The 13,732-nt window shown below is 47.2% G+C and carries 15 protein-coding genes; 2 read left to right on the top strand and 13 right to left on the bottom strand.

All coding sequences use genetic code 11. The features are described from left to right. Positions 1-36 precede the first annotated feature (36 nt). From rimK to trmJ, 10 genes are all read right to left on the bottom strand, one after another. Positions 37-942: a 30S ribosomal protein S6--L-glutamate ligase gene (rimK, locus tag L5L98_RS03905; RefSeq protein ID WP_006081851.1), complete on the bottom strand. Its 906-nt coding sequence runs from the start codon at positions 940-942 to the stop codon at positions 37-39. A gap of 157 nt (positions 943-1,099) precedes the next feature. Continuing rightward, positions 1,100-1,438, bottom strand: a complete 339-nt coding sequence (fdx, locus tag L5L98_RS03900) for an ISC system 2Fe-2S type ferredoxin (protein WP_006081852.1) — start codon at positions 1,436-1,438, stop codon at positions 1,100-1,102. An 8-nt stretch (positions 1,439-1,446) separates the two neighbouring features. Next, positions 1,447-3,309, bottom strand: a complete 1,863-nt coding sequence (gene hscA / locus L5L98_RS03895) for a Fe-S protein assembly chaperone HscA (RefSeq protein ID WP_263138687.1) — start codon at positions 3,307-3,309, stop codon at positions 1,447-1,449. 67 nt (positions 3,310-3,376) lie between these two features. After that, positions 3,377-3,901 carry a co-chaperone HscB gene (hscB, locus tag L5L98_RS03890; protein ID WP_263138685.1) on the bottom strand — a complete coding sequence of 175 codons (525 nt, stop codon included), beginning with the start codon at positions 3,899-3,901 and terminating at the stop codon, positions 3,377-3,379. 16 nt (positions 3,902-3,917) lie between these two features. Next, positions 3,918-4,241 carry an iron-sulfur cluster assembly protein IscA gene (gene iscA, locus L5L98_RS03885; protein WP_006081855.1) on the bottom strand — a complete coding sequence of 108 codons (324 nt, stop codon included), beginning with the start codon at positions 4,239-4,241 and terminating at the stop codon, positions 3,918-3,920. Between the two features lie 14 nt (positions 4,242-4,255). Further along, a complete protein-coding gene (iscU, locus tag L5L98_RS03880; protein ID WP_006081856.1) occupies positions 4,256-4,639 on the bottom strand; it encodes a Fe-S cluster assembly scaffold IscU in 384 nt (127 codons plus the stop codon). A 37-nt stretch (positions 4,640-4,676) separates the two neighbouring features. Further along, positions 4,677-5,891, bottom strand: coding sequence for an IscS subfamily cysteine desulfurase (locus tag L5L98_RS03875; RefSeq protein WP_028759818.1), 1,215 nt, complete (start codon positions 5,889-5,891; stop codon positions 4,677-4,679). A gap of 80 nt (positions 5,892-5,971) precedes the next feature. Then, positions 5,972-6,433, bottom strand: coding sequence for a Fe-S cluster assembly transcriptional regulator IscR (iscR, locus tag L5L98_RS03870; protein WP_006081858.1), 462 nt, complete (start codon positions 6,431-6,433; stop codon positions 5,972-5,974). A gap of 378 nt (positions 6,434-6,811) precedes the next feature. Further along, positions 6,812-7,633 (bottom strand): serine O-acetyltransferase, encoded by an 822-nt coding sequence (gene cysE, locus L5L98_RS03865; protein WP_028759817.1) that lies wholly within the window; start codon positions 7,631-7,633, stop codon positions 6,812-6,814. A gap of 40 nt (positions 7,634-7,673) precedes the next feature. Continuing rightward, positions 7,674-8,402, bottom strand: a complete 729-nt coding sequence (gene trmJ / locus L5L98_RS03860) for a tRNA (cytosine(32)/uridine(32)-2'-O)-methyltransferase TrmJ (protein WP_263138670.1) — start codon at positions 8,400-8,402, stop codon at positions 7,674-7,676. A 153-nt stretch (positions 8,403-8,555) separates the two neighbouring features. Between trmJ and suhB the strand changes: the two genes are divergently transcribed. Further along, complete coding sequence (gene suhB, locus L5L98_RS03855; RefSeq protein WP_028759815.1) at positions 8,556-9,359, top strand: inositol-1-monophosphatase; 804 nt, start codon at positions 8,556-8,558, stop codon at positions 9,357-9,359. Between the two features lie 276 nt (positions 9,360-9,635). On the opposite strand, the gene lolE is transcribed toward suhB, so the two are convergent. From lolE to L5L98_RS03840, 3 genes are all read right to left on the bottom strand, one after another. Next, positions 9,636-10,886 (bottom strand): lipoprotein-releasing ABC transporter permease subunit LolE, encoded by a 1,251-nt coding sequence (gene lolE, locus L5L98_RS03850; RefSeq protein WP_263138668.1) that lies wholly within the window; start codon positions 10,884-10,886, stop codon positions 9,636-9,638. Beyond that, complete coding sequence (gene lolD / locus L5L98_RS03845; RefSeq protein WP_028759813.1) at positions 10,883-11,578, bottom strand: lipoprotein-releasing ABC transporter ATP-binding protein LolD; 696 nt, start codon at positions 11,576-11,578, stop codon at positions 10,883-10,885. Before lolD ends, lolE begins: the two co-directional genes overlap by 4 nt. Before the next feature lie 135 nt (positions 11,579-11,713). Further along, positions 11,714-12,946 carry a lipoprotein-releasing ABC transporter permease subunit gene (locus L5L98_RS03840; RefSeq protein WP_263138665.1) on the bottom strand — a complete coding sequence of 411 codons (1,233 nt, stop codon included), beginning with the start codon at positions 12,944-12,946 and terminating at the stop codon, positions 11,714-11,716. Between the two features lie 94 nt (positions 12,947-13,040). On the opposite strand from L5L98_RS03840, the gene L5L98_RS03835 reads away from it, so the two are divergent. After that, complete coding sequence (locus tag L5L98_RS03835; RefSeq protein WP_168827490.1) at positions 13,041-13,682, top strand: hypothetical protein; 642 nt, start codon at positions 13,041-13,043, stop codon at positions 13,680-13,682. Positions 13,683-13,732 lie beyond the last annotated feature (50 nt).

The following is a 13,732-nucleotide window of genomic DNA, read 5'->3' as shown; positions in this document are numbered from 1 at the left end:
TTGATATTCCGTAGTCAATACTCGACACCAAGGGTGTTAACCCTGTGCTTGCGTCACCTTTTTCACTTTAATCGCATTTTTTTCAACAAAATCAATAATAGCACCCGCCACATCTTTCGTGGTGGCGCCTTCAATCCCTTCAAGCCCTGGTGAGGAGTTCACTTCCATGATCACTGGGCCATGGTTTGAGCGTAACAAATCAACCCCTGCCACATTCAATCCCATCGTCTTCGCCGCACGAATAGCCACAGAGCGCTCTTCAGGAGTCAGTTTGACTAAACTCGCCGTGCCCCCACGGTGCAAATTAGAGCGAAACTCACCGGGCATAGCTTGACGTTTCATGGCGGCAATCACTTTATCACCGAGCACGAAACAGCGAATGTCTGCGCCGTTGGCTTCTTTGATATATTCCTGCACCATGATGTTGGCTTTCAGGCCCATAAAGGCTTCAATCACGCTCTCAGCCGCTTTGCGGGTCTCGGCTAATACCACGCCAATGCCTTGGGTGCCTTCGAGTAATTTAATCACCAGAGGCGCGCCACCCACCATATCAATTAAGTCAGGAATATCACTCGGTTTATTGGCAAAACCGGTAATAGGCAAACCAATACCGCGGCGTGACATCAGCTGCATAGAACGCAATTTGTCCCGTGAGCGGGAAATTCCAACTGAATCATTTAAGGCATAGACGCCCATCATCTCAAATTGGCGCAACACCGCCGAACCATAAAAGGTAATCGACGCCCCAATACGGGGGATCACGGCATCAAATGCAGGTAACTCTCGCCCGCCAATGTGGATACTCGATTGCCGCATATTGATATTCATATAACATTCAAGGGGATTGATTACGTGTACTTCATGACCACGTAATTGAGCCGCTTCAACGAGTCGCTTCGTTGAATATAACTCTGGCCCTTGCGATAAAATCGCTATTCTCATTTGGTCTCCGGCAACCATTAATTTTGAGCGCATAATACGCCTGCGCAAGGATAAATCAAACAACTAGAGGCATAGACAAGATTAGTTGCACAAATGCTCAACGCCAAAAGCAAAAAACCAGTCACGTGGACTGGTTTTAATCATTATCGAAGCAATATTAATTGCCTTCGCTAACCATGTTAACTGTGTATTTAGGGATCTCAATCACCATGTCAGTGTCGACCACTTTAGCCTGACAAGATAGACGGCTTTCGGGCTCGAGTCCCCATGCTTTGTCTAACATGTCATCTTCTAGCTCATCACTTGGCTCAAGATCATTAAAGCCTTCACGCACGATACAGTGACACGTCGTGCAAGCACAGGACTTTTCACAGGCATGCTCGATATTGATGCCATTACGCAGCGCAACATCGAGAATGGTCTCACCAACATTCGCCTCAAGCACAGCGCCATCAGGGCACAACTCGGCATGGGGAAGAAAGACTAATTGGGGCATTACATCACCTATATGTTGTCGATCGACTGGCCTTTGAATGCCACTCGAATAGAATTGTCCATACGTCTGGCAGCAAAATCTTGGGTTTGCTCATCCAGTTTTTCAATCGCGAGTTTAATCGCATCAGCATCATCGCCCGTAGCCACTTGCGCCACATTGGCCATAGTAGCATCGATCTGCCCACGCTCATCGGCATTCAGCAAATCGGCATCCTTCGCTAACGCGGCATGTAAAGACTCGAGTACCCTCGCCGCCTCCACTTGCTGCTCAGCCAGCATACGACGACCGATATCGTCTTTAGCATACTTCATCGAATCTTTCAGCATAGTGGCAATTTCAGTATCCGATAAACCAAAAGACGGCTTAACTTGAATACTAGACTGCACGCCGGTGGACTTCTCCATCGCCGTCACGCTAAGTAAACCATCGGCATCCACTTGGAAAGTCACCCGAATATGCGCAGCGCCAGCGGCTAACGGCGGAATACCTTTTAAGGTAAAACGCGCCAGTGAGCGGCAATCGGCAACGAGCTCACGCTCACCTTGCACCACATGGAATGCCATGGCCGTTTGACCATCTTTAAACGTGGTAAATTCCTGCGCCCGTGCAACCGGAATCGTGGTATTACGCGAAACCACTTTTTCCACTAAGCCGCCCATGGTCTCTATGCCTAATGACAAAGGGATCACATCGAGCAATAACAAATCCGATTCGGGTTTGTTACCCACTAAAATGTCGGCTTGAATGGCCGCACCAATGGCGACAACACGATCAGGATCGATAGATGTCAGGGGTGGTTTACCGAAGAAAGCTTCGACCTGTTCACGCACTAATGGCACGCGCGTTGACCCGCCAACCATCACAGTTTCAAGCACTTCATCCGTCGTGACGCCCGCATCACGCAGGGTACGGCGACAGCTGGCAATCGTCTTTTTCACCAATGCCGCAATCATGGCATCAAATTCAGCTTTAGTGACGATTTGCGTCAGTTCAGTACCATCGGCAAGGATCACTTTTGCTTCAGTTTCTGCTGCATCCGTTAAGGCTTCTTTGACTCGACGCGATTCAATCAACAACTGACGGCTTAATTGTGAGTCGATGTCGCTAAGCTGCCACACTTGTTGCATATGTGCTTGCAGTAAATGATCGAAATCATCGCCGCCAAGCGCTGAATCACCACCAGTGGCTAACACTTCGAATACACCGCGATTCAAACGCAAAATAGAAATATCAAAAGTGCCGCCGCCTAAATCATAGATGGCAATCACGCCCTCTTGCTTAGAATCTAAGCCATAGGCAATCGCAGCAGCCGTCGGTTCATTCAACAAACGTAGCACTTTAACACCCAGCAAAGCTGCGGCATCTTTTGTGCCTTGGCGCTGAGCATCATCGAAATACGCAGGCACAGTGATCACCACGCCTTGCAGTTCGCCACCTAAGGTTTTTTCAGCGCGGGCGATCAGCGGACGTAAAATCTCCGCAGACACTTGCACGGGATTCACTTGGCCTTGGGGAGTCACAAATAAAGGTAAACCGTTTTCGCTTTCGGCAAACTCGTAGGGTAATGATTGCTCGCCAGCTTTAATATCCGCTAGGCTGCGGCCCATAAAACGCTTAACCGAAACGATCGTGTTTTGCGGATCCTGCGCCGAACTCAACGCTGCAAGCGCGCCGACTTCGACTGAATCTTGGGTATAACGCACGATAGAAGGTAATGAATGCTGTCCAAGTTCGTCCGGCAGGGTTGCCGTCTCTCCACTTCGAACGGCCGCCACCAAAGAATTGGTCGTACCTAAATCTATGCCAACGGCAAGTCTATGTTGGTGCGGCGCGGCACTTTGACCGGGCTCAGCTATCTGCAAAAGGGCCATATATATCCAACTTATTAATGCCAACTCAAGCGTACTTGAGTCAGCAAAGTAACATAAACACGGAAAATCAATCTAACAGAGCGTCTTCGACTCTGGTCAACTCGTCGTGTAATTTTGCCATAAATTTGAGTTTGCGAACTTGATCCGCCGCTAACAATGCGTCTTCAGCCTGCTCACTGGTTAACAGTTGAGTCAATTGCTGAGTGAGTTGCGCGCGGTACTGCGCAAAAGATTGATATAGCTCGTCAATACTCGCTCGAGGATCGGCACTATCGCGTATATCTTCTAACGCCTCGCGCCATTCCATTTGCTGCATCAAGAAGCCAGTATCTTTCACTGTCGTGGTTTCATGGCTTAATTCAATTCCACGCAGCGACAACATATGCTCAGCGCGGCGAATGGGATCTTTTAAGGTTTGAAAACCATCATTGACTTGCGCCGTGCGCTGCACCGACAGCAATTTTTGCTGCTCAGTATCATTGGCAAATTTATCGGGATGAACCGCCCGTTGCAGTTCGCGATAGCGTTCTGCAAGTAAGGCGGTATCAATATCGAAGGCAGGGGAAAATTTAAACAGCTCGAAATAATTCATGCGTCAACTTTAGCGGTTAAACAGTGAAACTCTCACCACAACCACACTCACCTTTTGCGTTAGGATTATTAAATTGGAAGCCTTCGTTCAGCCCTTCTTTAACAAAATCCAGCTCGATCCCTTGAAGATAGATAAGGCTCTTGGCATCTATGATGATTTTCACATCTTCGATATCAAACACTTCATCGTCATCATTTAAAGAATCAACGAACTCAAGTACATAAGCCATACCAGAACAGCCTGATGTTCTTAAGCCGAGACGCAGGCCTACACCTTTGCCTCGGTTGACTAAGAAAGATCTGACACGATCGGCTGCCGCTGGGGTCATTGTAATCGCCATCTTAACTCCAGATGTTACTTAGCTTGTTTCGATTTGTACTCGTCGATAGCAGCTTTAATGGCATCTTCAGCCAAAATTGAACAGTGGATCTTCACTGGTGGCAATGCCAATTCTTCAGCGATATCCGTGTTTTTGATCGCCGCAGCTTGTTCGATAGTCTTGCCTTTAACCCACTCAGTTACCAGTGAGCTAGACGCAATCGCGCTACCACAACCGTAGGTTTTGAACTTAGCGTCTTGAATGATGCCATCAGCACCAATTTTCAACTGAAGTTTCATCACGTCACCGCAAGCAGGCGCGCCTACCATACCGGTCACGACCGAAGGATCGTTTTTATCAAAAGAACCAACGTTACGTGGATTCTCATAATGATCTATCACTTTTTCACTGTAAGCCATGGTACTGCTCCAAAATTATCTATTGTAAAGGTCAGAATTAATGATGTGCCCACTGAACTTGGTTCAGGTCGATCCCATCTTTAAACATTTCCCACAAAGGAGACATTTCTCTTAATTTATCAATAGATTGAGTAATAACTTCGATAGCGTGATCGATTTCTTCTTCGGTTGTGAAACGGCCGATTGAGAAACGAATCGAGCTATGTGCCATTTCATCGTTTAAGCCAAGCGCACGTAATACGTAGCTAGGCTCTAGGCTGGCTGAGGTACAAGCCGAACCCGATGAAACCGCTAAATCTTTCAGTGCCATCATTAACGACTCGCCTTCAACATAGTTGAAGCTGACGTTGAGGCTACCGCTAACACGGTCAATCGCATCACCATTGATATAGGTTTCTTCAATATGCTTGATGCCATTCCATAATTTGTCACGTAATGCACCGATACGAGCATCATCAGAGGCCATTTCCGCTTTTGCGATTGCAGCAGCTTCACCTAAACCTACGATTTGATGCGTTGGTAACGTACCGCTGCGCATACCACGCTCATGACCACCACCGTGCATTTGCGCTTCTAAGCGAATGCGAGGCTTACGGCGAACATATAAGGCGCCGATACCTTTAGGACCATACATTTTGTGACCAGAAATCGAGATCAAATCCACTTTAGTGGCTTGCACATCGATAGGCACTTTGCCTGCACTTTGCGCCGCATCCATGTGGAAAATAATGCCCTTTGAACGGCATAGCTCACCGATTGCATCGATATCGTGGATAACACCAATTTCGTTGTTCACGTGCATAATACTGACAAGGATAGTGTCGTCACGCATTGCCGCTTCTAAACGTTCCATCGGAATGATGCCGTTTGCCGCAGGCTCTAAATAAGTCACTTCGAAACCTTCACGCTCTAATTGGCGACAAGTATCGAGAACCGCTTTATGTTCAGTCTTACTGGTGATGATGTGCTTACCTTTCTTGTGATAGAAATGAGCAACACCTTTTATCGCTAAGTTGTTCGATTCCGTCGCGCCAGAGGTAAACACAATTTCGCGGTGATCGGCGTTAATTAACTCGGCAACTTGGTTGCGAGCAATATCCACCGCTTCTTCGGCTTGCCAGCCGTAGCGGTGTGAACGTGAGGCCGGATTACCAAAGATGCCGTCCATTGTCATGCATTGGAACATCTTTTCCGCGACTCTAGGATCAACAGGCGTGGTGGCGGCATAATCTAAATAGATAGGAAGCTTCATAACACACTCCGTACTGAGCAGTCTCTGGTAGAGGCTACATACAACGTACAAAAATTATTTTTATATATAACAAAGTGCCACTATAAACTGACTCTTTGTTCCTTTTGCATAGTGTCTTGCTTAAGTGAGATAAATTGCACATCTCGCTTCTGCATCAAGCCGGCAAGACTGATACCATCTAAAAAATCGGAAATTTGTTTGCTTAAATCGCCCCAAAGTGAATGGGTTAAGCAGCGAGTTCCACTCTGACAGTTGCCAAGTCCTTGGCAACGAGTCGCATCGACAGACTCGTCTACAGCATGGACAACCATGCCGACTGAAATATCATTGGCTTCTAGGCCTAAGCGATAACCACCGCCCGGTCCACGTACACTGGCAACTAAACCGTGTTTTCTTAGCTTAGCGAAGAGTTGTTCCAGATAGGAAAGCGAAATCCCTTGTCTTTCAGAGATATCCGCTAAGGGAACTGGTCCCGATGCTGAGTGGATTGCCACATCTAGCATAGCGGTTACTGCATAACGACCTTTTGATGTAAGTTTCATAACTACCATAGCTCCCGAACAGGTATGCATTATTTCAACATACCCGAGTAATTCAGTCAAGTATTAAAACCTACTAAAACACTCAAGTATATGAGTGTGCACATAACCAATACCCTTTCATCTTGGTGGGGTATTTAACCTTTTTCTAGCCTAAGATTCAATGCTAAAGCGCCAATTAATCGACAACTAGCACGATATAAACGCAGGATAAAAGTGATCTCGGTACTATGGCGCGATCAAACTCAGGTTTGATCGCAATATGCGCCTTTACAACAGGATGAGCTAAAGTAAAACGCTAAACGAGACCCTTGTGAGGGTCAACCCTTAAGCAAGTTAGACCACTAAGTTAAATCATTTCGTTGAACCATTTCTTGAAACTTAGATACTCGGATCAAACTCATCTAATGCACTATGGCGTTTTTCCGCTGCCGCTTTTTCTGCATCATTAAACTCGCCCATATCCAGCTCTGGCAGTTTTTCAGTGCAGACATTGCCACCCAGCCCTTGAATGGCTTGACACAACTCTTGAACTTTCGAGTCCATCAAATGCATGTGATCGAGCATCTGCCCTATTGCATTGGCCACCGGATCGGGATTATCCGGTGATACCGCGTACGCATCGAAGCCGTATTTTTTTGCCATCGCGCTGCGACGTTCAGTTTTCTCTTTCGATTGCGGTGACGGTGTTGCCACCACGCGCCCAGGAATCCCCACAACCGTGGTATCTTTGGGCACATCTTTCACCACAACAGAATTAGAACCCACACGCGCACCATCGTGCATGGTAATAGGACCGAGGATTTTTGCCCCTGCGCCCACCACCACGTTATTGGCTAACGTCGGGTGACGTTTCCCCGCCTGCCAGGTGGTTCCACCAAGCGTGACACCGTGATAAAGAGTGCAGTCGTCACCAATCTCAGCCGTTTCACCTATCACAACGCCCATACCGTGGTCGATAAAAAATCGATGACCTATGGTTGCCCCAGGATGGATTTCAACCCCTGTCAACCAACGGGAGAACGTCGATAAACAACGTGCCGTTAAGCGCCAATCGCGCTTCCATAGCTTATGGCTTATCCGATGCAACCAAATGGCATGCATGCCTGGATAGTTAACCAAGATCTCAAACGCGCTACGCGCCGCAGGATCACGGTGATATATAGATTCAATATCTTCTTTTAGCCTAGCTATCACGCCCATTGTTTATCCTTCGCGATTAGTGTTAATTATTAAGGTTTGGCTATTTTTCTTTAGAACCCGCCACTTTCTCAATTGACGTCAAAATACCCCTGAGGATATTCATTTCCTGACTCTCAATCCGTGCACGACTAAACAAGCGGCGAAGTTTCATCATCACTTGTCCAGGATGGTTCTTGATGATAAATCCAGTTGATAACAGTGTCGTTTCAAGGTGTGTGAAAAAACGTTCTTGATCGGCAGCCAAGGGATACTCAGTCAGCTCTTCTTCGGCAACGTCTTTTTGCGCGAGATGGGCAACGCGGGTTTCATAACAAATGATTTGTACGGCTTGCGCCAGATTAAGCGAGCTGTACTCTGGATTTGCAGGGATAGCCACATGATAAGTGCACTGTTGCAGCTCTTCATTGCTTAAACCATGGTTTTCACGGCCAAACACAATCGCAACAGGGCCTTTAAGTGCCTCGGTCGCTAATTTCACCCCAGCTTGTCTTGGCTCTAACATGGGCCAGTCTAAGGTGCGACTGCGCGCGCTGGTTGCAATCACTAGACTGCAATCGGCAATCGCTTCAGCAAGTGAATCCACTTTCACAAGATGTTTCAGAATATCCGATGCACCCGCGGCTAATGCTATGGAATGACCGTCGGGCTCAACCCGGGGTTCAGCAAGATACAGAGTAGACAGACCCATAGTCTTCATCGCTCTGGCAGTAGAACCAATATTGCCGGGGTGCGAAGTCCCCACTAAAACCACTCGAATATTACTTAGCATGAAACAACTTAATTTAATTCATAAAACGTTGGGGACGAATATTATCACAGCCATTGCCGAATGCTTATATGAAAATCGGTATTTGATATAACTATCAAATCGAGTATAATACCGCCCGCTATTTTAACGTTCTTTAACATCCAGGGGATTGCAATGCATCCGATGCTGACGATTGCTGTACGCGCTGCCCGCGCGGCCGGCCAAACTATTATGCGCGCCTATACTGAACTTGACCGTATCGAAGTCAGTTCAAAAGGTATCAACGATTTTGTTACCAGTGTAGACAAGGAAGCAGAAGCGACAATTACTTACCAAATTCGTAAATCTTACCCTGATCACACTATCGTGGGTGAAGAGAAAGGCGAAAACCGCGGTGAGAATAAAGACTATGTTTGGATAGTCGACCCTCTGGATGGCACTAACAACTTTGTTAGAGGCATTCCCCACTTCGCGGTTTCTATCGCTCTACAATACAAAGGCAAGACTGAAGTTGCCGTTGTTTACGATCCTGTCCGTGAAGAACTCTTTACCGCCGTCCGTGGTAAAGGCGCCAAACTCAATGATTTCCGTCTGCGTGTTACCAACGTGAATGAATTAGCGCCTACTATGATTGGTACTGGCTTCCCATTCAAGGCGCGTCAACACACTGAAACTTACATGGCTATTTTCGGCGAAGTCTTCGGCCAATGTGCTGACTTACGTCGCGCAGGTTCTGCCGCATTAGATTTAGCCTATGTTGCCGCGGGTCGTTTGGACGGTTTCTTTGAAATTGGCTTAAAGCCATGGGACATCGCTGCTGGCGATCTGATTTGCCGCGAAGCAGGCGGTACAGTGACTGATTTTACTGGCAACCATAACTATTTGGTTTCGGGCAACATCGTTGCTGGCTCGCCTAAGGTGACCACTGAATTAGTGAAGATCATGCGTCCATTATTGAACGAAGGCTTGAAACGTTAATCGAGATTAACGCTTAGCTTTAAATAAACGCATAAAACAGATACAAAAAAGGCCAGTGGTAATCTCTTTAAGAGCGCCCACTGGCCTTTTTATTTATGTGGCTTTCATTCTAAAGCCTTAAGTACTCGAGTCATCAAGTCCTCAGTCGCCACAATATCGTATTTAGAAATAGTATAGTAATTAAGCAATAGTCATTGGGAAAAAAGGAGTGTCCTGAAAACATCTGCACTGATTTCAGCCCAAATCGGCTAACAGGACGAACAGCTACTTATCCAGTTATCTACCCGCTAACGCTTGTGCTGGTGCAATTTGGCTCGCCTTCCAAGCGGGATATAAAGTCGCGATTAAACTCATCACAAACGCCATCACAATCACCAGTACCGCATCCGAAACATGCAATTCAGACGGTAAAAAATCGACAAAGTAAACATCGGCCGAGAGCAGCTGAATACCAAGTAACTGCTCAACTGAGCTCGCAATCGCACTTAAATTCAGCGCCACACTCACGCCGATAATGCCGCCAAGACCACAGCCAAGCAGACCATTTAACGCACCCTGCACCATGAAAATCCCCATCACAGCCAAACGACTCAGGCCCATGGTCATCAAAATCGCAATTTCGGACGCTTTATCCCGCACCGCCATGACTAAGGTGGAGACAATGTTAAAGCAGGCAACACCAATCACGAGTACTAGAACTAAATACATCACAGTGCGAACTAACTGAATATCTTGATATAAATGCCCTTGGGTACGGGTCCAGTCACTGATATACACAGACTGCTTTTGCGCATAACCGAGTTCGCGCACTTTTACTGGTGCATCAAACACTTTATCGACGCTAATACGCACACCCGTTACACCACTATTCATGTTCAAGATCTGCGCCGCGTATTGCAATGGAATATAAGCGGTTGTCAGTTCAAGCTCGCCGCCCAGATGATAGGTGCCTGACACCACAAAACGATGGCTCTTCGCCGCACGTAAACTGCCTGCCGCGTCGGGATCGATATCCTGCACATATAAGGCCAGCGTATCACCCACCTCAAGCCCCAACTTAGTCAATAAGCTCTCGCCAAGGACGATATGATTCTCATCTTGGCTCAAACTCTGCCAGCTTGCATCACTCATAAACTGTGACAAAGTTGACACCTTCGTTTCTTCTTTCGGATCAATACCCACCACGGCTAAGCCTTGAAAACCACCAGGCTTCTGCACTAAACCTTGCATGCGAATAAAGGGGGCTGCACCACGAATACCTTCAATTTGTAGCGCACCTTGCGCAACACTCTGCCAATTGACGATAGGTTCGTCCACCCCGACAATGTCCGCCTGCGGCACTACACCCAGTAATCTTTGCTCTAGCTCGCGCTCAAAACCATTCATTGCAGACAGAACTATGATCAATACCGCCACACCTAAAGCGATACCGGCAGTCGATGCAAAGGAAATAAAACTAATAAAACTGTTGGATTGGCGGGCGCGATAAAAACGCCAACCAATGGATAGGGCTAACGGTCCTCTCATACTTGGGTTTCCGCCGCTAATTGCAAGTAACCGTTTTTCATCATCAGTTGGCGGTCCATACGGGCAGCCAATTTATGATCATGGGTCACCACCACAAACGCCGTACCTAACTGATCGGCCAGCTCGCGGATCAACTCATAAACCGCATCGCCACTGTTAGCATCTAAATTACCCGTAGGTTCATCGGCCAGCACTAACTTAGGTTTATTAATCAACGCCCTTGCGATAGCGACACGCTGACGCTCGCCGCCCGATAGTTCGGCGGGAATGTGAGTCATGCGATGGCCTAGCCCTACCCGCTCCAATAAGACTTTGGCATCGGCGAGCGCTTGTTTACGATCTTTACCTTGAATAAATGCCGGCATAGCGACGTTTTCTAGGGCAGTGAATTCAGGCAATAAATGATGGAATTGATAGATAAAGCCGAGATCTTGATTGCGGATCTGCGCTTGACGCGCACTAGACACTTGGTATAAATCTTCGCCTAGTAACAAGACTTTACCCGCGGTTGGCTCATCCAAAGTCCCCATAATATGCAGCAGCGTGCTCTTACCTGAGCCTGAGCTGCCGACAATCGCCAACTGCTCGCCCTTAAACACCTGCAAATCGACATTAGACAACACTTGCGTGGTCACGGCGCCATCATGGTAACTCTTACTGACACTCTGCACTTGCAGTAACACGTCTTGCATTGAAGTTCTCTCTTAAACATGCTTTGGCATCAATTTATTTCATCAAATCAATGCATTAAATTATTTTCATCTTGGCAAGCCATCACTCACGAATGAATGCCCATGGGTGACGACTATTCGTAAAAGCTCACGAGTTTACTCGTATCTCAGCGCAGTTGCAGGTTGCACTCTGGCCGCACGCAGCGCGGGATATAAGGTCGCCAACAAGGTGACCAATAGCGTGCCTATCACGATCACTGACAACTGCATCAACTCCAGTTTTACTGGCAAACTCTGTCCTGCACCTAAAATCGAAATGCCTAATGTCGTCATAATGCCATTAAGATTCAAAGTGATAAGTATACCTACCGCGAGTCCAAGCACTAAACCGAGTACAGCATTGAGCGAACCCTGCACCACAAAAATGCCCATCACGGCGGGTGTGGTTAAACCTTGGGTTTTTAGCACTGCCACATCCGTGGTTTTATCGACCACCATCATCACCAGCGCCGAGACGATATTGAATGCGGCCACGGCCACAATCAGGCTCAGCATCAGTGACATCATGTTCTTTTCCATTTTTACCGCACCAAACAAGTGACCATAGGTATCACGCCAATCGCTGGTTGTTACCTTAATATCTTGTTTAGCGAGAACATCCTGCACTTTAGACGCTAAAGCGGGCGCGCTAAAGGGATCGGTTAAATAGAGTCTAAGCTGATCAATAGCCTCACTCGGTTGGCGCATCAAACGCTTTGCATCTTGATAATGGATATATGCAACGCCAGCATCAACCTGAGAGCCCATTTCAAAAATGCCAGATACCAAGAACTTACGTTGACTCGGCACTGGGCCTAATGGGGAGTACACCACACCATCACCACTCAATAATCGTACCGTATCACCGGGAGCGACTTTGAGTTGCCGTGCAAGCTCAGATCCTAAAATCACCTTGAAGTCGCCACTCGCCAACTGTTCAAATGCACCTGAGTAAGTATGCTGCGCAACGGAGGATAACTTTTGCGCTAATTCGGGAAACACCCCATAAACCTGCACAGCGCGAATATTCGACGCCGATTGCACCATGGCCTGCGTCGACACGCTCGGCGTCACGCCTAACACACCCGGTAAGGCTTTAAGCGCACTCGCCTGCTTTGTCCAATCGACTAACGGCGCTTCGCTATAAAGGGTTAATTGTGGCACTGCACCTAAGATACGTTGCTTAAGTTGGCCTTCAAGGCCATTCATCACTGAACTGACAACGATCAGGGCTGCAACGCCTAAAAAAATGCCCGAAACGGCAAATAAGGTAATGAACGACGCGAACGCGTTCGCTTTTTTGGCCCGCCAATAACGGTAACCAATATAGAAAGGGAATCCTGGATTCATTGAAAGAGGGTTGCGTCCTGTGTGCTGAACTTGCTAAATCATGAAGATGGGCACGATAATAGGGGTATTGGTCCTATAAATAAAGAGGCAAGCCTTGTTCACTGACACCAATCCGTATTTTAGTGTGCCTCACCACTTTACCGCCTACCTAAGCCAATGGCCGAGTTCCCAGCCATTACCCTCAGAAATGGCACTGAGATCAATGCAATCATTAGGCATTCAACTGCTCAGCGAAGTCAAAACTCTCGAAGCTAACTGCTTGCTACAGCTGCGCCATTTAGATAACGAGGCAAAAGTTGTCGTGGATTTTTTAAAGCTGCAATCCCGCAAAGTAGATCTAGTGCTGCAACATGTATTAGAAAAAGAAACCCAAGAGGGCGAAAAATGCTTTGGTAACCAATTTGGTGGCAGTGGCCTGAGATTACTCACCCCAACAGCCTTAGATATTGGCTCCCACTATAAAATCACTCTGTTTATTCACGACGAATTAGTTGCCATTCTCTGTTTTGGCAAAGTCATCGCCACTCAAGCACAAAAAATAGCACAAGCCGAAGGCGATATGAGTCGTAATGACAGTACAGAACAACATACTCAACCTGAACATCTACAATGGCAAACCGACTTTGAATTCAGTCAAATTCTTGAATCTGACGTGGAGCAATTAGTCAAAGCCAGCCTCAATGTACAACAGAAACAACTCAAGTTACGCAAACTCGCCAGAGACGAGCGTCAATAGCCGCTGACTTTTCTCTGGCACCTACGCCATCAAGTCTCTACAATGTCTGC

The sequence above is a fragment of the Shewanella sp. SM23 genome, assembly GCF_025654295.1.
GTDB lineage: Bacteria > Pseudomonadota > Gammaproteobacteria > Enterobacterales > Shewanellaceae > Shewanella > Shewanella oncorhynchi.
Note: the sequence above shows the minus strand (reverse complement) of the source record. Positions and strands in the feature narration are given on the sequence as shown.